The organism is Thiocapsa sp. (genome assembly GCF_035467215.1).
Lineage (GTDB): Bacteria > Pseudomonadota > Gammaproteobacteria > Chromatiales > Chromatiaceae > Thiocapsa.
The window spans coordinates 1-17851 of sequence record NZ_DATITZ010000274.1 but is presented as its reverse complement, the minus strand read 5'-3'; the positions used below and the strand labels follow the sequence as shown (position 1 = coordinate 17851).

20 protein-coding genes and 1 pseudogene are annotated in these 17851 nt (G+C 64.8%); 8 read left to right on the top strand and 13 right to left on the bottom strand.

Going from position 1 to position 17851, the window contains the following annotated elements:
• The 3 genes and pseudogenes from VLR48_RS15630 to VLR48_RS15620 all read right to left on the bottom strand — a co-directional run.
• Window positions 1-288: pseudogene (locus tag VLR48_RS15630) on the bottom strand (3-deoxy-7-phosphoheptulonate synthase); the annotation flags it as partial.
• A gap of 136 nt (window positions 289-424) precedes the next feature.
• Window positions 425-874, bottom strand: coding sequence for a DUF29 domain-containing protein (locus tag VLR48_RS15625; RefSeq protein ID WP_325292682.1), 450 nt, complete (start codon window positions 872-874; stop codon window positions 425-427).
• Between the two features lie 141 nt (window positions 875-1015).
• A complete protein-coding gene (locus VLR48_RS15620; protein ID WP_325292681.1) occupies window positions 1016-1615 on the bottom strand; it encodes a histidine phosphatase family protein in 600 nt (199 codons plus the stop codon).
• Between the two features lie 66 nt (window positions 1616-1681).
• Here VLR48_RS15620 and VLR48_RS15615 point away from each other — a divergent pair, with 66 nt between their 5' ends.
• The 3 genes from VLR48_RS15615 (at window position 1682) to VLR48_RS15605 (ending at window position 3007) form a co-directional block, all read left to right on the top strand.
• Window positions 1682-1984, top strand: a complete 303-nt coding sequence (locus VLR48_RS15615) for a hypothetical protein (RefSeq protein ID WP_325292680.1) — start codon at window positions 1682-1684, stop codon at window positions 1982-1984.
• Between the two features lie 54 nt (window positions 1985-2038).
• Window positions 2039-2344 (top strand): hypothetical protein, encoded by a 306-nt coding sequence (locus tag VLR48_RS15610; protein ID WP_325292679.1) that lies wholly within the window; start codon window positions 2039-2041, stop codon window positions 2342-2344.
• Window positions 2345-2512: 168 nt separating this feature from the next.
• Window positions 2513-3007: a hemerythrin domain-containing protein gene (locus tag VLR48_RS15605; protein WP_325292678.1), complete on the top strand. Its 495-nt coding sequence runs from the start codon at window positions 2513-2515 to the stop codon at window positions 3005-3007.
• Here the strand turns inward: VLR48_RS15605 and sdhB are convergent.
• The 6 genes from sdhB to VLR48_RS15575 all read right to left on the bottom strand — a co-directional run bounded on the left by sdhB (window position 2982) and on the right by VLR48_RS15575 (window position 8843).
• Complete coding sequence (gene sdhB / locus VLR48_RS15600) at window positions 2982-3737, bottom strand: succinate dehydrogenase iron-sulfur subunit (RefSeq protein WP_325292677.1); 756 nt, start codon at window positions 3735-3737, stop codon at window positions 2982-2984. The two genes, VLR48_RS15605 and sdhB, sit on opposite strands and share 26 nt — an antisense overlap.
• On the bottom strand, window positions 3734-5623 hold the full coding sequence (gene sdhA, locus VLR48_RS15595; protein ID WP_325292676.1) for a succinate dehydrogenase (quinone) flavoprotein subunit: 1890 nt from the start codon (window positions 5621-5623) through the stop codon (window positions 3734-3736). Before sdhA ends, sdhB begins: the two co-directional genes overlap by 4 nt.
• Complete coding sequence (locus tag VLR48_RS15590; RefSeq protein WP_325292675.1) at window positions 5623-6252, bottom strand: succinate dehydrogenase; 630 nt, start codon at window positions 6250-6252, stop codon at window positions 5623-5625. Before VLR48_RS15590 ends, sdhA begins: the two co-directional genes overlap by 1 nt.
• A 128-nt stretch (window positions 6253-6380) precedes the next feature.
• The gene (locus VLR48_RS15585; RefSeq protein WP_325292674.1) at window positions 6381-7220 is read right to left on the bottom strand and encodes a tRNA 2-thiocytidine biosynthesis TtcA family protein; all 840 of its coding nucleotides are present in this window, start codon (window positions 7218-7220) and stop codon (window positions 6381-6383) included.
• Window positions 7217-7840 carry a metallophosphoesterase family protein gene (locus VLR48_RS15580; protein ID WP_325292673.1) on the bottom strand — a complete coding sequence of 208 codons (624 nt, stop codon included), beginning with the start codon at window positions 7838-7840 and terminating at the stop codon, window positions 7217-7219. The genes VLR48_RS15585 and VLR48_RS15580 overlap by 4 nt, the downstream gene beginning before the upstream one ends.
• A gap of 4 nt (window positions 7841-7844) precedes the next feature.
• Window positions 7845-8843, bottom strand: coding sequence for a zinc-dependent alcohol dehydrogenase family protein (locus tag VLR48_RS15575; protein ID WP_325292672.1), 999 nt, complete (start codon window positions 8841-8843; stop codon window positions 7845-7847).
• Between the two features lie 362 nt (window positions 8844-9205).
• On the opposite strand from VLR48_RS15575, the gene VLR48_RS15570 reads away from it, so the two are divergent.
• From VLR48_RS15570 to VLR48_RS20315, 4 genes are all read left to right on the top strand, one after another.
• The gene (locus VLR48_RS15570) at window positions 9206-10780 is read left to right on the top strand and encodes a carbon-nitrogen hydrolase family protein (RefSeq protein WP_325292671.1); all 1575 of its coding nucleotides are present in this window, start codon (window positions 9206-9208) and stop codon (window positions 10778-10780) included.
• A gap of 295 nt (window positions 10781-11075) precedes the next feature.
• A complete protein-coding gene (locus VLR48_RS15565) occupies window positions 11076-11390 on the top strand; it encodes a BrnT family toxin (RefSeq protein ID WP_325292670.1) in 315 nt (104 codons plus the stop codon).
• A complete protein-coding gene (locus tag VLR48_RS15560) occupies window positions 11374-11634 on the top strand; it encodes a BrnA antitoxin family protein (RefSeq protein WP_414718615.1) in 261 nt (86 codons plus the stop codon). Before VLR48_RS15565 ends, VLR48_RS15560 begins: the two co-directional genes overlap by 17 nt.
• A gap of 793 nt (window positions 11635-12427) precedes the next feature.
• Complete coding sequence (locus VLR48_RS20315) at window positions 12428-12703, top strand: HNH endonuclease (RefSeq protein WP_414718616.1); 276 nt, start codon at window positions 12428-12430, stop codon at window positions 12701-12703.
• 91 nt (window positions 12704-12794) lie between these two features.
• On the opposite strand, the gene VLR48_RS15550 is transcribed toward VLR48_RS20315, so the two are convergent.
• The 4 genes from VLR48_RS15550 to cysT are packed head-to-tail and all read right to left on the bottom strand — an operon-like array spanning window position 12795 to window position 16575.
• Window positions 12795-13736: a CysB family HTH-type transcriptional regulator gene (locus VLR48_RS15550; RefSeq protein WP_325292667.1), complete on the bottom strand. Its 942-nt coding sequence runs from the start codon at window positions 13734-13736 to the stop codon at window positions 12795-12797.
• A 1-nt stretch (window position 13737) separates the two neighbouring features.
• Window positions 13738-14826 carry a sulfate ABC transporter ATP-binding protein gene (locus VLR48_RS15545; protein ID WP_325292666.1) on the bottom strand — a complete coding sequence of 363 codons (1089 nt, stop codon included), beginning with the start codon at window positions 14824-14826 and terminating at the stop codon, window positions 13738-13740.
• A gap of 10 nt (window positions 14827-14836) precedes the next feature.
• The gene (gene cysW, locus VLR48_RS15540; RefSeq protein WP_325292665.1) at window positions 14837-15721 is read right to left on the bottom strand and encodes a sulfate ABC transporter permease subunit CysW; all 885 of its coding nucleotides are present in this window, start codon (window positions 15719-15721) and stop codon (window positions 14837-14839) included.
• Window positions 15721-16575, bottom strand: coding sequence for a sulfate ABC transporter permease subunit CysT (gene cysT / locus VLR48_RS15535; protein ID WP_325292664.1), 855 nt, complete (start codon window positions 16573-16575; stop codon window positions 15721-15723). The genes cysW and cysT overlap by 1 nt, the downstream gene beginning before the upstream one ends.
• 324 nt (window positions 16576-16899) lie before the next feature.
• Here cysT and VLR48_RS15530 point away from each other — a divergent pair.
• A partial coding sequence (locus VLR48_RS15530; RefSeq protein ID WP_325292663.1) for a sulfate ABC transporter substrate-binding protein occupies window positions 16900-17851 on the top strand: 952 nt, incomplete at its 3' end.

Here is a 17851-nt window from a genome sequence, read left to right as displayed (position 1 = left end):
TTTCTCGAAGTAGACCCGCATGATCAGCAACCAGCGGTCGCTCAGCTCATCGCGAATCAGTCTGAGCCGCTGGGCGTACTCCAGCGCCGCCCGTGGATCATGGACAGAGCAGGGGCCCGCCACCACCAGCAGACGATCATCCCGGCCATGCAGGATCTGCTGGATCGCATGGCGCGTGGAATAGACGGTCTCGGCGGCCGCCTCGGAGATCGGAAATTCCTGGTGCACCGCGCTGGGCGAACGCACTTCTTTGATTTCGCGGATGCGCAGATCGTCGGTCTTTTGCATGGGCTGGGGTTACAACGGCGTCGAAAGACCCGGAGTATAGCCCAATCGATCCGATCGCCTCGTCTCGATGCTCACACAATACCTGCGCGCCGCACTGGAATCGCCGAAGGTTTCGCGCGCATGTCCGCCCCTCCGCTTATGCCCCCCAGTAGCCATCATCCAGGAGTTGCGTGACCGTGAACGGACAGCTTTCCGGCAGGTCGGCGAGATCCAAACCGGTCTCGAGCGCGGCATGTTGGCGAGCGTTCGGGTAACGTTCGGCGACCATCTCCGGGAGCTTCGGCCGAAGACTGGGGCTCTCGCGAAGGCGCCGACCGATCGCGTCCCGAGAGTTGGCAATCGAGAGTTGCCAACTCGGGCCGCGTCGCTCGCGTTGGCGCTGCCATTTGAGGAGGTGAACGATCAGAACCTTGAGATAACTCTCGATCGCCCGGCGCTCGCTCCTACCCATGTCCTCGAGCTCCTCGGCGATTTGTGCAAGGTCGACTTCGCTCAGGCAACCTTCGCGCAGGAGCGCCGCGCTTTCCGTTAGCCAGGCGTGGTAGTCGCGATCGTAGCTTGCGTGTTCAGCAGTCTGTTTCGGCATAGGACTCTGCCTCCGGATTCCAGGTCCGCAACGTCTTGGGGCTACACCGACCGCGCGGGGTTTCAAACCTTGTGTCGATCATTCCCGGAGGCATCGGCCACCCTGGTCCCGATTCCCGTCCGGAGACTTATGACGTTCTCGCTAACACAACGTCCGGGCATTGACCCACTCAATGCTCGGACCCAGACGCCCGTGGCGGACCCGCACCAGCCCGGCGTAGTCGATCCGGATGCGATACCAGCGGCGCGCATCGGCACCGAGCAGGTGCCCGACCAGCGCACGCATCACGCCGGCGTGGCAGACGATCAGCAGCCGCCGGCCCGGATAGGCGGCGAGATGACGCGCGTAGGCATCAGAAACGCGCGCGAGCAGGCGCTCCAGTGGCTCGGCACCGGCCGGGCGCTCTCCGACGGGATCGCGATAGAAGGCGGCATAACGCTCGGGCTCCTCCTCGGCAACCGCGCTGCGGGCACGCCCTTCCCAGGCGCCCATGCCGACCTCGATCAGGCCCGGGTCGACGACGAGCGGCAATCCGTTTCGCCCCGCGAGATCCGCGGCAAAGACACGGCAGCGCGACATGGGCGAGCTGATGATCTGATCCCAAGGCGCCGCCCCGCCGAGCGCCTCGGTCATCTGCAACCAGCCCGCCGAGCTGAGCGGGTCGTCGGTCCCGTTGCCGCGATAGCGCGCACCGCCGACGGGCTCGCCGTGACGGATTAGATCGACCAGGATCTCGGACATGGGCAGACGTAGCAGTCGGAGAGGCAAGGCGCTAGAGTGTAGCGGATATCAACCAGGACCGACCTTATGAAGAGCAAGATCTACGAGGGCATCGACAAACAGGGAGGCGGCGCCATGACCCCGACCGCCAACATCATCCGAGACGCCTGGGTATTCGGCATCATCCCGGAGGATCAGACCTGCGAGGGCTGGACCGTTCAAGGCATCGAGGATCTCTACGACAAGGTTACGGAGGCATGGCACCCCTACGGGCATATGGTGTCCAGACTCCCGCCCGACCTGCAGGAACGCCACTCCCGGATCTATTCGGACGCGATCGAAAAGGCACGCGCAGCCGGCTGGGATCCCGAGCTCGGCGACAGCGACTGAGCGGACGCCGCTCCTCGGAGCGCCGGAAGCGCCGTCTTCATCCCGATCCGCTCCATGCAATATCAGGCCGTGGTCGATCGCGAGGAGGTGGTCTTCGTCGACAGCCACGGCGGTTATGCCTATCAGGACGGCGAAGGCGGTCGACTGATCCGCATTGCCTGGCGACCGGCGGTCGGACGGGAGTCCATTTCGGACCCCGTCGATTGTGAAATCGTCTATTATTTTATGGATCTACGGGAGACTCAGACGCGGCTGCTCGGCGAGATCCAGCCGGTCATCAAGCAGATGCTGGAACGGCAGCGCACTACCGGCGGAGCGACACCGGCCCCGCAGGTGTTGCCCCTGAGGCGCCCCGTTTAGAGCCGCGGCGCAACCGGGCCCGAGGACGGGCTCCGACCGAGGAGCACGACAAGAACAAGACGGCCCTTGGTCTGGACGACACAGCGGACCCTGCGCCCGAGCCATTTCCCGGCGGGTGCACCCTTTGGCGCTCGATACCGAGGCGCCGACTGCACGACGGAGGACCCGATGACAAGGCTTTTGACTTGGCACGACGAATGGTCTCTCAACATCGACGCCCTGGATGCGGAGCATCGAGGGCTGATCGAGCACCTCGCGGACATCTGTCACCGCTTCGGTCCCGAGGCAACCTCACGACGCTCCGGCGACGCCCTCGCCCTGATCGGCGCCCTGACCGATCTCGGCGAAGCCGTGCGAGAGCATTTCAAACGCGAAGAGGAGCTGATGCAGACGGTCGGCTACGAGGACATCGCCGAGCACCGTACCGAGCACGCACTCCTGATGGCCGAATACACCGATCAGCTCCGCCATTGGCGGGCGGAGGGCATCGACGTCTTCGACGAGGAGGCGCAGGAAAGCGTACGCGACTGGATCCTGGATCACATCCTGGGCGCAGATCGCGAGTTCGCGAGGTTCTTCCACGCCATCGAGGACCAGGTGACCTCTGCGAGGGACCGCCACGACGTCGCGGCGCGACTCAACGCGGCCCGAAGATATCCTTGAGCAGCTGCACCGTGGTCTGACGCCCCAGCTCGCCGATCGCCGTCGTCAGCGGGATCTCCTTGGGGCAGACCCGCACGCAGTTCTGCGCATTGCCGCAATCGCTCAAGCCGCCCTCGGCCATGATGGCGTGCAGACGCTCGGCCTTGTCGTAGCGCCCGGTCGGATGGGCGTTCATCAGTCGCGCCTGAGCCAGCGGCGCCGGGCCAAGGAAGGCCGAGTGTGCCCCGAACTGCGGACAAGCGGCCATGCAGCAGCCGCAGGACATGCAGCGGCTGTAGAGATAATTCGCCGCCCACTCGCCCGGCCCGATGCGCGGGGCGCCTTCGTGTATGTCCCAGACGCCGTCGATCTTGATCCACGCCTTGACCTGCTTGAGACCCTGGTCGATCCGACGGCGATCGACCAGCAGATCGCGTACGACCGGAAACTTCGGTAAGGGCTCCAGACGGATCGGCCGCTCAAGCTCGGCGACGAGTGCCGAGCAGGAGGGGCGGGGGACACCGTTGATCAGCATGGCGCAGGCACCGCAGACCTCCTCCATGCAATTGTGCTCCCAGACCACCGGATCGACCCGCTCGCCCGAGACCGTGACCGGGTTCTCCCGCAAGGCCATCAACAGCGAGATGATGTTGTGGTCCGGATGACCCGGGATCGCGAACTCCTGCCAATAGGGTGTGCTGTCGGGACGGTCCTGACGGCGGATGCGCAAATGGATCGGCCGCTCGCTCATCGGTAATCCCTCGGCTCGGTCGGCGGATAGACGCTCAGATCCACCTCCTGGGAGCTGAGTCGCGGTCCGTCATCGGTATGCTCGGCGACGGTCGTCTTGAGCCATTGTGCGTTGTTCGCATGCCAGCGGTCCCGATACACCTCGAACGCGGGGTCGCCCGCGAAGGCGCCTTCCGGGATCGGGATCTGGAAGGCGGGTTTGTAATGGGCACCCCGGCACTCGTCGCGGGCAAGCGCGCCTTGGGTCACGACCTTGGCCAGCTCGATCATGTCGCGCAGTTGGCGCGCGAAGGCGAGACTCTGATTCGCCCAGGTGCTGGACTCGCCGAGACGGGCCTTGCTCAGGCGCTCCTGCAGCGCCTGAAGTTCGCCCAGGGCGGATTCCAGCTCCGGGTTCGCACGCACCACGCCGACCTTGGTCGTCATGAGCGCGCCCAGCTCCTTCTGGATGAGATACGGTGTGTCGGCCCCCTCGGCACGCATCAGCTCCGCGTTGATCGCCTGCTGTTGCGCGACCTCGGCCTGCGGGATCTCCGGGGCCAGCGCGCCGCGATCGGAGGCCAGCCCCTTGAGGTAACTCACCACCGACTCCCCCGCAACGCGTCCCGAGTAGCTTGCCGAGAGGAGCGAGTTGGCACCCAGTCGGTTGGCCCCGTGATAGGCGTAATCGCACTCGCCGCAGGCGTAGAGTCCGGGGATGTTGGTGGCGTGATTGCGCGGGCTGTCGGGTTGGATTCCGCCGTCGGCGGAGCGCTCGAAGTCGACCCAGAGACCACCCATGCCATAATGGGCCGCCGGAAAGATCTCCATCGGCTCGGTCATCGGATCGACACCGGCGAACTTGCGATAGATCTCCAGGATGGCGCCCAGGCGCGAGCCGATGAATGCGGCATCCAGGTGGGTCAAATCGAGATAGACCCGGTCGCCGCCGTCACCGCCGATGCCGAGACCCATCTGTCGGGTCACGGTCCAGATAGCGCGCGCCGCCTCGTCGCGGGCGACCGTGTTGCCGTAGGCCGGGAAGAACTCCTCAAGGAAATAGAAGCGCTCGGCTTCCGGGATGGTCTTGGGCGGACGCCGGTCGCCGGGCGTCTTCGGCACCCAGATGCGCCCGCCCTCCCCGCGCGCCGCCTCGCTCATCAGCCGGTTCTTGTCGTGCCCCATCATGGCCGTGGGATGGAACTGGAAGAACTCGGCGTTGGCCATCCAGGCGCCCTGTCGGTAGCAGCGGCTCGCCGCGGCACCGGTCGAGTTGGTCGAGGTCGTGCTCTTGGGCGCATAGAGCTGACCCATGCCGCCGCTCGCAACGACGACCGCGTCGGCCGCGAAGGCGCGCAGCTCCAGGCTTTTCAGATCCATCGCCACGATGCCGCGACAGACAGCGTCGGCATCCAGCAGCAGGGACAGGAACTCCCACCACTCATGCTTGACGACCTTGCCCTCGGACTCCAGACGCCGCACCTGCTGGTCGACGCCGTAGAGGAGCTGCTGCCCCGTGCTGGCACCGGCGAAGCAGGTCCGCTTGTTCTTCACGCCGCCGAAGAGACGCTGATCGAGCAACCCCTCGGGGGTACGCGAGAAGGTCACGCCCATGCGCTCGAAGGTGCGGATCAGCCCCGGTGCATCCTCGCACATCGCCTTCACCGGAGGCTGATTCGCCAGATACTCGCCGCCCTTGAGGGTGTCGATGATGTGCTGACGGATCGAGTCGTGCTGACCCTTGGTGTCGAGCACGGCATTGATGCCGCCTTGCGCACAGACCGAGTGACTGCGCTTGACCTCGAACAGCGAGAAGAGCGTGACCGGAAAACCCGCGTCGGCGATCCGCAAGGTCGCCCAAAGCCCGCCCAGACCGCCGCCGATGACGATGACGTTCGGCGTGCTCATTACAGAAACCCCATCAGGCCATGGACACCCATGGCCGCCAACAACAGACCGATCAGGACGCAGACCCAACCGAACAACGCTTGGGCGCGGACCGAGGTCGTGAGTCCCCAGACAATCCCCATTGAGGCGAGCCCGTTGGCCAGATGAAACACCGAGAGCAGCAGACCGATCAGATACAGCCCGAGCATCCAAGGCTGGCCCAACATCGCCTGCATGTGGGCGAACAGATCATCGCCCACACTCGGGTCCCACAACCCGGCGATACGGGTCATCCCGACATGCAGCAGCAGGAAGAGCAGGATGCCGAAGCCCGAGACCCGTTGCATCCAGTAGAGCCGATTGCGCGCGTAGCTGTAGCGCGCGAGCTCAGCACGCATTTGAGCCGTGATCACCAGCCCGTAGCCGGCATGAAAGAGCAGCGGCAGCGCGATCACGAAGATCTCCATCAAGGGCAGATAATTCATGCCCTTGAGCGCCGCGACGACCTGCTCGTTGTAATGCTCCGCACCGAAGCGCGACTGAGAGTTCTCCCAGAGATGGAAGATCAGAAAGGCGCCGACCGGGAGCAGACCGAGCAGGGAGTGCAGACGACGCAGGAGAAAATGCGGGTTGTCGATGGATGCGGACATGGCGATCGGACAGCAGTGATCAGCGGACAGCTTAACCGGATCGAACCGCGGGGTATCTGATCGGGCTCAGTCCGGGGTGATGTTGGTCGATAGGAGCACTTGAGGCGACCGGCGTTCTGTATCGGGCGTCAGTTGTCGGCTTCCGGCCATCCGCCATGATCGACCCTACCAACGGCCTTCGGCTGGGGTCGAGGCTGGCGGCTGGAAGCTGGCGGCTCTCCAGGCAGCTCGCCTTCAACCATGATCGGCTTGATCGCATGCAGGATGTTGGCGAAGAGATGGCTGTGCTCGGCCTCTTCGCGGGCCAACAGGGCCTTCATGTGCTCGCGGCGGGTGGGCATGGAGAAGCAGGCGGGACAGGAGTCCAGGACGACCGGAAGCGCAGCGCGCTCGGCATAGTCGGCGGTCTGGCGCTCGCGGCAATAGACCAGCGGGCGGATGATGCGCACGTCGCCCTCGTTGTTCAGGTAATGGGCCTTCATGGTGCGCAGTTGGCCGCCGTGGAAGAGCGACATCAGCAGGCTCTCGGCCAGATCGTCGAGATGTTGAGCCAGGGCGAGCACGCCGTAGCCCTGCTCGCGGCAGATGCGGTACATGATGCCGCGCTTCATGCGCGAGCAGTAGGCGCAGAAGGAGTCCCCGTCCATATGTTCCTTTGCCTGCTCCATCAGGGGTTGCTGCTCGTAGAACCAGGGCACGCCCAGGCCTTCGTAGTAGCCCTTGAGGTGCTCCGGATCGAACCCCGGCACCTGCGGATCGACGGTCAGCACCGCAAGATCGAAGCGCACCGGGGCGTAGGTCTGCAGGTGCTTGAGGATATGCAGGAGGGAGAGCGAATCCTTTCCGCCCGAGACACCGAGTAGGATGCGGTCGCCCTCGCCGATCATGCGGAAGTCCGCGATGGCACGACCGACGAGCCGCAGAAGGGACTTCGGAGGTTTGGGCAGATTACGATCGGAGGGGCTCATACATGGGTCGTCTTCACGGGCCGTACGCCTTGGCGTTCCATAACCGGGGCCTTGGAACGGCGGGTTGCGAGAAAGGCGAAGCGATGGACCTCGACCTCCCAATCGGTCTCGCCTGCGATCAAGAGGAGACAGGACGGTCCGCCGTAGGTTCGGGTCCGACCGGCCGCGCCGGGATTCAATACCCAGGGCGCCGTATCCATGTCCAACACCAGCCGATGGCTGTGCCCGTAAACAATCGCCCGCGCCGTCGGGAAGCGGGCGCGCAGGCGCGCATGTCGGTCGCGCGCCGGCCCCTGATGTCCGTGGATCACGACCAAGCTCCCGCCCGGCAGCGCGATCTCGACCCATTCCGGGAGTTGACGCAAGAGGTCATGATCCCGCTCCGGCCATTGGCGCGAGACATCGTTGTTGCCGAAGACCGCGAACACGCGTCCGAGGCCGGGCTGCATCCGGGCGAGGATATCGGCGTTGCCGATGTCCCCGCCGTGGATCGCCAGATCGCAGGTCGTGACCAGGTGCTCGACGCGCTCATCCAGATCGCCGTGCGTATCGGACAGGACTGCGAGGCGCAGACTGCGGCCGGGTATCCGAGCGATCACACCCGCAGCCCCGGAGCCCATCGCCCTAATCCATCGTCAGCGCGAGCTTGCCGGTCACATGCCCCGTCTCGATGCGCTTGTGCGCCTCCTGAGCCTGCGCGAGCGGGAAGGTCTCGGAGACATGGATGCGGAGATCGCCTTGGTCGATCAGCTTGGCGCAGCGGCGCAGGATCTCGCCCTGATGGGTGCGTGCACGCGGCAGATCCCGCAGCATCGGGGTGAGCATCAGCTCCAGACTGATCCGCAGATTGCGCACCCGCGCCTCCTTCAGATCCAGATTCGGCCCCGGATCGAGGATGGTCACCAGATCCCCGTAGTGCGCCATCGCCGGGATGGTCTTGCGGAAGACCTCTGGACCGACGGTATCCAGCGCGATGTCCACGCCATGCCCTTCGCTCCAGTCCATTACCGACTCGACGAGATCCTCGTCCTTGTAGTTGATGCAGTACTCGGCTCCGAGCGCATGGGCGAAGTCGGCCTTCTCCGGGCTGCTCACGGTCGTGCAGACGCGCGCGCCCGCCGCCTTGGCGAGCTGAATGGCCACATGTCCGACCCCGCCCGCACCGGCGTGAATCAGGACCCGCTGCCCCTCGGTCAAGCGTGCCCGGTCGTGCAGCGCCTCCCAGGCGGTCAGCAGCACCAATGGCGCCGCGGCGGCCTCGACGAAGCCGATCTCGCGCGGCTTGGCCTGCGCCAGATGGTTGTCGAGCAGGATATACTCGGCATAGTTGCCGACCGGGCCGCCGATCCCGCCCCAGCAGAACCACACCTCGTCGCCGGGCTTGAAGCGTGTCACTGCCGCGCCCGCGGCCTCGACCACGCCGGCCCCGTCGCAGCCCAAGACCGCCGGCAATCCGTTCGGCAGCAGGGGACCGTTGTTGCGGATCTTGGTGTCCACGGGATTCACACCGGCAGCCTTGAGCCTGATCAGGATGTCGTCCGGCCCGCCGATCTCGGGACGAGGCCGATCGACCAGTTGCAGGACGGCCGGCCCGCCGGTCTCGCGCATCTCGATTGCCTTCATGGACGTTTCACCTCGTGTCTTAAACCGCGCGCAGCGCGGTATGCGATGTTTTTGGATGAGATCGGCGCCGGCAGACTTGACGACCGCTAGAGCTGGCGCGGTTTAAAATAGAAAAAATACAAAATTTTAAACCGCGTCCCCCGCTAAGGGCCGTGAATGCACCAAACGACGAACTCACTCGGCAGTTAGCATCTCGCTCCGGACGCGGTTTAAGTATTCTGAATCCACCACCGACGGCAGCACTCGGGGGCATGCTAGCCCCATCGACAGGTTCGGCACAATCCGAGGGCCGGACCGAGAGTCCGGCCCGGAACCGAGCCGAGCCCTGCCCCGACCGCCGCCATTGCACCGGAGTACCCAGCATGCCCAGCACCGCCAAGACCAAGCACGCGAAACCGCCTTTGATCGTGCGCAACGCACGCGTCAAAGACATCCCCCACATCCGCAGCCTGGTCTCGCGCGTCTATCGAGCCAGCGGCATGGGGACCTATTCGCGGGCGATGCTGCTGGGCCAGATCCACAACTTCCCCGAAGGTCAGTTCGTCGCGGAATACGAAGGCGCGATTGTCGGCTATTGCGCCACCTTCCTGATCAACGGCGATGTGGCGCTCCAGCCGCACACTTGGAACGAGATCACCGGAGGCGGCTACGCCTCGCGACACGATCCGAACGGCGACTATCTCTACGGCATGGAGGTCTGCGTCGACCCGGACTACCGCGGGCTGCGTCTCGGCCAGCGTCTCTACGACGAGCGCAAGAAGCTGGCCCGCTCCTGGGACGTCAAGGGCATCGTGTTCGGCGGGCGCATCCCCTCGCTCGGCAAGCGCCTGCGGCGGTTCGGGACCCCCGAGGCCTATCTCGAGGAGGTCAAAGCGAACCGATTGCGCGATCCGGTCCTGACCTTCCAGATGCGCAACGGCTTCGAGGTCCTCGGACTGCTGCCGCGCTACCTGCCCGAGGACAAGGAATCCGAGGGGTATGCCGTTCACCTGGTCTGGCGCAATCCCAACGCACCGAACGAGAAGGAAGAGCAGCGCGCCAAGAGCTACGGCGGCCGCTTACCGGACACCGTGCGCGTCGCGACCGTGCAGTACATGCAGCGACGGGTCGGCTCGTTCGATGAGTTCACCGATCTCGTGCGCTACTTCGTCGACGTTACCGCGGACTATCGGGCCGACTTCGTCGTCTTCCCGGAGCTCTTCACCCTGCAGCTGCTCTCGATGGAGGATCAGGAGCTCTCGCCCGCCGAGTCGATCGAGGCCCTGACCAAGTACACCGAGCCGCTCAAGGAGGCGCTGCGCGACATGGCGGTGCGCTACAACATCAACATCATCGGCGGCTCGCACCCCACGCGGATGCCCAACGGCCGGGTCGAGAACGTCTGCTACGTCTGTCTGCGCAGCGGCGAGGTGTACGAGCAAGCCAAGATCCATCCGACCCCGAACGAGGTCTATTGGTGGAACATCGAGGGCGGCCACTCCCTGAACGCGATCGACACCGATTGCGGCCCCATCGGCGTGCTGATCTGCTACGACGCGGAGTTTCCCGAGCTCGGCCGGCATCTGGTCGATCAAGGCGCCAACATCGTCTTCGTGCCCTTCTGCACCGATGAACGCCAGTCCTATCTGCGGGTGCGCTACTGCGCCCAGGCACGCGCGATCGAGAACCAGTGCTATGTCGCCATGTCCGGCAATGTCGGCAACCTGCCGAAGGTCCACAACATGGACATCCAGTACGCCCAGAGCTGCATCCTGACCCCATGCGACTTCCCCTTCGCGCGCGACGGGGTCGCGGCGGACACCACGCCGAACGTCGAGACCGTTGCCTTCGCCGATCTACGCCTGGAAGCCCTGCGTGCCGCGCGCAACTCCGGAACAGTCCAGAACCTGAAGGACCGCCGGCACGATCTCTATACGACCGTGTGGCGGGAGCGTTGAGAGGCCGATGTCGCAAGGCGGATCCGCTGATAAAGGCCGGTGGCGTGTAAAGTGTGGTACGGGTGGCGGCACGTCGCTCTGCCCCTTACGTCTGGAGACGCTCTGGATGGAAAACGAGTGGCTGTTGGCGGGACAGATCGCGGGTTGGGACGTTGACGCCATGGAAGGTCGAGCCCCCTGCGCGGAATAGGTCGGAACCAGTACAGCGCAACGCCGTCTATCGGCAAGGCATAGGCCATGGCCGATAGAGACGGATCCTTGGTCCTTATGGCAGATTTGGTAACATCGAACCAACATGGTCGACTGGCAGCGCATCACCGGCTTCGATTGGGATGCGGGCAACGCCCGCAAGAGCGAGGACAAGCACGGCGTCAGCCAAGCAGAGGCCGAGCAGGTGTTCTTCAACCAGCCGTTGTTGCTGTTGGACGACCTGAGGCACAGCGACGGTGAGCCGCGCATCCATGCCCTCGGCATGACCGATGCCGGCCGGCGACTGCACGTCACCTTCACACTGCGCCACTCGGGCTGCCGATTGCGCGTGATCTCGGCGCGAGACATGCACCGGAAAGAACGAGGGGTCTATGAGGAAGTCCATGAAGCCGATTCCTGACTTTGCCGACGAGGCCGAAGAGCGCGCTTTTTGGGAGACGAACGACTCCACGGATTACCTGGACTGGGGCAAAGCAAGGCCGGCGCGTCTCCCCAACCTCAAGCCCACCACCAAGACCATCTCACTGCGTCTCCCGATCGCCCTGCTGGAGCGCATCCGCATCGAGGCCAACAGGCGCGACGTGCCGTATCAGTCCCTGATCAAGGACTGGCTCACCGAGGATTTGAATCGGCTTGGGCGCTGAGCGCTGTCTCCCGCCGGTTGCCCTTGGATCTCGGGTGCACGAACGCAGCAGCCGCGGGCACTGCCGAGGGGTTCCGACGTCAACCCGTCAAACTGGTGGCGGTATGGTGTCGCCTAAGCTATCGGCCACGGCCGGGGCTATGGCCGATAGACAAACGACCTCAACGCGATCTTTGCCTGTTGCACGGGCTGTTGCTATCTGTCACTCGATCCGCCGATCGGTCCGTCGTCGCGGATATGGCGCTCGCAGGGCGCGCCTATGATCCCAATGCCGATTTGGGGCACCCTGCTGGAGAAGGCGGCAACGGACAACGGCTTCGACTTGGAGGGGAAGCGTGAGGGGAAATGGATTCCCTTCGCGAGCAGTCAGACCAGCCTGCGCATCTGGCTCTGCGTCCTGGACGGCACGCGTTGCGGGGTTACCCTTTCTCGCCGGGAGATCTGCCAGGTCCTGACCGATCCGGGAGCACCCTGGACGGACCCGTTGCCGCCGGACGCCTGTGCTGCGCTTCGCCTGGGCGACGTGGCGTCGCTTCACCGCCTGATCCGGCGCGCTTTTCAATTGTCGCGGGCGCTCCCGGATGCGCCGCTGCAGGCGTTCCTCCAACGGACGGCGTCGCTTCCGAGAACGACGGGGGCGGAGCGACTGGTCTTCCAACGCGAGGGTCAGGATCTGTTCCGCAACGGTCTGATCGATGATTGGGATGGCGTCTGCACGGTGACCGGACTGGCCATACCCGAGCTCCTGCGCGCGAGTCACATCACGCCTTGGGCGGAGCACCGATGCCGAACGCCTGGACCTGTTCAACGGCCTGCTGCTTGCCCCTCAGATCGACGCCGCCTTCGACCGCGGATTCATGACCATCGACGACGCCGGCCGGGTCATCGTGTCGAACCTGCTCGGTCCAGCCCCGAGGCAAATCCTGGGGCTGGACAAGCCGCTTCGGGTGCACCGACTCGACGACAAGCACCGGGCCTTTCCGGCGTGGCATCGGGAGCACATCTTTCGCAGGACAGCCGGTCTTCCAAAAGCACCCGTCGGCGACACATTTGCGTGTCGGAGCGACTGAAGCGCGCCTGTTAGGCGAGCCACCGCCTTTCCGGCGAAGTGGCACCCCCCGATCGGCGCAGGTCGCCGACATCGGCGCCGAGCTGCCCCGATCATCGCCAAACCCCGCCTACCTTCGGAAACAGCGCGCCCCTGATCCCCGCCGCAGTCAGGCCAGGCGCGCAGTCCATGATGAAGCGCAGCGCGTAATCGCGCAGATACTGGCCCCGTCGCAGCGCGATACAGGTGGTGTTGATCTCGAACAGACCCGGGGCCTCGAGCAATTGCAGGCCGGCATCGCGGACCGGGTCGTAGGCCATCGCCGCGACGATCCCCACACCCAGACCGAGCTCCACATAGGTCTTGATGACATCCGCATCGAGCGCGGACATGACCACGTCGGGCGAGAGCCCGGCACGCTCGAAGACGGCATCGATGCGCGCCCGAGCGGTATTGCCGGGGTAGTAGGTGATGATGGGATAGTCGGCGATCGCCTTGAGTGTGAGGCGCTCGACGCTCGTCAATGGGTGCCCGACCGGGACGATCGGGGCATGCCGCCACTGGTAGTAGGGGAAGCTGACCAGATCCTCTTCGCCGGCCAGCGCCTCGGTGGCGATTCCGATATCCACCTGCCCGGCGCGCAACTGGGCGACGATCTCGCGCGGGCCGCACTCGTGCAGCTCCAGATAGACCTTCGGAAAGGTCTGTCTGAAGCGCGTCACCACCGACGGCAAGGCATAGCGGGCCTGGGTGTGGGTGGTGGCGATGGCCAGACGCCCCTCGTCGTGCCGGGCGAACTGCTCGCTGAGATGCTTGATGTTTTGGGTGTCGAGCAGGATGCGCTCGACCATCGGCATGAGCTCCTTGCCCGGCTCGGTGAGGCCGAGCAGACGCCTGCCACGGCGCACGAACAGCTCGACCCCGAGCTCGTCCTCCAGGTCCTTGATGTGCTTGGAGACGCCCGATTGGGCGGTATAGAGCGCGTTGGCCACCTCGGTTAGGTTGAAGTTGTGCCGGACCGCCTCGCGCAGGATACGCAGCTGCTGGAAGTTCACGTCAGGCAGCCTCGCGAGGAAAGACCCGGATCCGCGAGGCCGACAGGCGCACCCGTTGCCCCTCGGTCAAAGCGAGTGCCTGGATTCGCTCGCGCGGCAGGATGACCTCGTAATGGTCGGCGGATTCGCCGCGCCGCGATGCGTCGGGGAGGCGGTCGAGCTCGACCCTGACCCCGGAGCCGAAGGCGAGGATCCGCGCCACGATGGCCTCGACGCCGTGCGGCGCGGCCGGATCGGTCAGGATGTCCAATTCGTGCGGACGCACGAATCCGATCGCGTCCGCGACCTGGCCGGCGTCGGGCCCGTCGTAGGGCAAGGTGGAGCCGCCGACACGCAGATGCGCCCCGTCGATCCGCCCGTGGAACACATTGACAGCACCCAGGAAGCCATAGACGAAGGGCGTCTGCGGGTGCTCGTAGACATCTGCCGGGGTGCCGATCTGCTCGACGCGCCCTTGATTCATCAGCACCACGCGATCGGCGACCTCCAGGGCCTCCTCTTGGTCGTGGGTGACGAAGATGGATGTCACGTGCAGCTCGTCGTGCAGACGTCGCAACCAACGCCGTAGCTCCTTGCGGACCTGGGCATCGAGCGCGCCGAAGGGCTCGTCGAGCAGCAGCACCCGCGGCTCCACCGCCAGGGCGCGGGCGAGCGCGACGCGCTGGCGCTGGCCGCCGGACAACTGCGCCGGGAATCGATCGGCCAGGGCGCCGAGCTGCACCAGATCGAGCAGACGCCGGACGCGCTGTCGGATCTCGGCATCCGTGGGACGCTCGCGCCGCGGCTTCACGCGCAACCCGAAGGCGACGTTCTCCAGGACCGTCATGTGACGAAAGAGGGCGTAGTGCTGAAAGACGAAGCCGACGCGGCGCTCCCGCACATGGGTGTCCGAGGCGTCCTCGCCGTCCAGGACGACGCGTCCCGAGTCCGCGGCCTCCAGCCCGGCGATTACCCGCAGGAGCGTCGTCTTGCCGCATCCCGAAGGACCCAGCAGCGCCGTCAATGCACCTGTCGGGAAATCGAGCGAGACGTCGTTCAAAGCAACGAACCGGCCGAAGGTTTTGTTGATCTGCTCGACCTGGATACTCATCGGAGACTCCTCAATCGGGTTGCCTGATGCCCTGATCGGCCTTCCATTCGACGAAGGTCTTCAGCCCCAAGGTCACCAGTGCCAGCAATGCCAGCAGCGAGGCCACGGCGAAGGCCGCGGCGAAATTGTATTCGTTGTAGAGGATCTCGACGTGCAGCGGCATGGTGTTGGTCTGACCCCGGATGTGTCCGGAGACGACACTCACCGCCCCGAACTCGCCCATCGCGCGCGCGTTGCACAGGATCACCCCATAGAGCAGGCCCCATTTGATGTTGGGGAGCGTCACGCGCCATAGGATTTGGAGACCGTTGGCGCCGAGCACGACCGCCGCCTCTTCTTCCTCCCTGCCCTGCGCCTCCATTAAGGGAATCAGCTCGCGCGCGACGAAGGGGAAGGTGACGAAGACGGTCGCGAGCACGATGCCCGGGACGGCGAAGATGATCTTGATGTCGTGCGCGAACAGCCAGGCCCCGAACCAGCCGTGCGCGCCGAACAGGAGCACGAAGATCAGGCCTGCGATCACGGGCGAAACCGAGAACGGCAGGTCGATCAGGGTGGTCAAGAACCGCTTGCCGCGGAACTCGAACTTGGCGATCGCCCAGGCCGCGGCCACGCCGAACACCAGGTTCACGGGCACCGAGATGACCGCAACCAGCAGGGTCAGACGGATCGCCGAGCGCGCGTCCGGATCCGCGATCGCGGTGATATAGGTCAACCATCCCTTGCGCAGTGCCTCGACGAAGACCGCGATGAGCGGCATCAAGAGGAATAGCAGGAAGAAGCTCAAAGCGGCGGTCAAGATCAGCCACTTCACCGCCGCGGTCTCACGCGTGGCGGCATTGGTCTCGTAACGGCGGGCATCGCCCCGGCCGTAAAGCGCACCTATGGCGGCCATCAGCGATTCCTCCCGGTGCGTTTCGCGCTCCATGCCTGCAAGAGATTGATCGCAAGCAGCATGCAAAAAGAGAAGACGAGCATAACCACGGCGACCGCGGTGGCGCCCGCGTAATCGTACTGCTCGAGCTTGGTGATGATGATCAGCGGCGTGATCTCCGAGACCATCGGGATGTTGCCGGCGATAAAGATGACCGACCCGTACTCGCCGACCGCCCGGGCGAAGGCCAGTGCGAAGCCGGTCAGGAGGGCCGGGAGCAGGATCGGCAGGATCACCCGCGTAAAGGTCTGCCGCCGGTCGGCGCCCAGACTCGCGGCGGCCTCCTCGAGCTCGGTCTCCAGATCCTCCAGGATCGGTTGAACGGTGCGCACGACGAAGGGCACCCCGATGAACACCAGCGCGACCAACACACCGAGCGGGGTAAAGGCGACCTTGATCCCGAGCGGCGCAAGCAGACTGCCGATCCAGCCGTTGCCGGCATAGAGTGCGGTGAGCGAGATCCCCGCAACCGCCGTCGGCAGCGCGAACGGCAGGTCGATGAGTGCGTCGATCAGCTTCTTACCCGGGAAGCTGTAGCGCACCAGGGCCCAGGCCAGCGCCAAACCGAAGACCGCATTGACGGCCGCGGCCAGCAAGGAGGCCCCGAAGGACAGCCGGTAGGTCGCGACGACCCGGGGCGAGCCGACGATGGCCCAGAATTCTCCCCACGACAGGGTCGCGCTCTTGAAGAAGACCGCCGATAGCGGGATCAAGACCATCAGCGAGAGATAGACCAGGGTGTAGCCGAGCGCGAGACCGAAGCCCGGCAGCACTCGAGTCTGGCGCGTGGGGTTGAAATAGGCGGCGATCGTCATCGGCAGTTGTCCTGGACCTGCGCGGGGTTATCCCTCGGCGACGGCCTCGGGCGGTAAACAGAAGGTTTAGGGCGCGTCCAAACCAGGATCTGCGAGGGTCGAGAGACCGCAGATCGCTCCGGACACGTTTAGAGCTTAGCGCGGTACGTCCGCACCGCGAACGATCGATTTACCGGGATGCTATGCGGTTTTTGAGATAAGCGATCGGCAGCGGGATCGCCATCGCCGGGGGCGATAAGGTTTGCAGATTTTGTTGGTTCGTTCCGCCAGCCTGCGGCGTTTCAATCAAGGCTCCACTCTCATCCGTACCGAGCAGAGTCCACGATGACCAGCCTCCGATTCCATCCATCCTTCTCCCTCGTTGCCCTGCTCATGCTGTCCGCCCTTGGAGCGGCTAGGGCCGAGACGACCCTGCTCAACGTCTCCTACGACCCGACGCGCGAGCTCTACCAGGAATTCAACCCGGCTTTCAGCAAACACTGGGAGGAGAGGACCGGCGAGACGATCAGGATTCAACAGTCGCACGGCGGGGCCGGCAAGCAGGCGCGCGCGGTCATCGACGGACTGGAAGCCGATGTCGTGACCCTGGCCCTGGCCTACGATATCGATGCCATCGCAGCCCGGGGATTCTTGGCCGAGGACTGGCAGTCGCGACTGCCTCTGAACAGCTCGCCCTATACCTCAACCATCGTCTTCCTGGTCCGCAAGGGTAATCCGAAAGGGATCAAGGACTGGGGAGATCTGGGCAACGAAGAGGTGGCCGTGATTACGCCCAATCCCAAAACCTCGGGCGGGGCGCGCTGGAACTATCTGGCGGCTTGGGCCTGGGCCGAAAAGGAATACGGCGGCGACGAAGGCCGGGTGCAGGACTTCATCGCGCGACTCTACAAGAATGTCCCGGTGCTCGATTCGGGTGCCCGCGGCTCGACCACCACCTTCGTGCAGCGCGAGCTCGGCGATGTCTTCTTTTCCTGGGAGAACGAGGCATTCCTCGCACTCGAGGAGTTCGGCGAGGACAAGTTCGAGATCGTCGTTCCATCCCTGTCGATCCTCGCCGAGCCGCCGGTCACGGTCGTGGATCGCACCGTGGACAAGAAGGGAACACGCGAGGTCGCGACGGCCTATCTGGAATTCCTCTACTCGCCCGAGGGCCAGGAGCTTGCCGCCAAACACTTTTATCGCCCCACCGCCCCGGAGGTCGCGGCACGGTACAAGGATCGGTTCGTCCAGGTCGATATGGTCACGATCGAGGACTTGGGCGGCTGGAAGGCCGCGC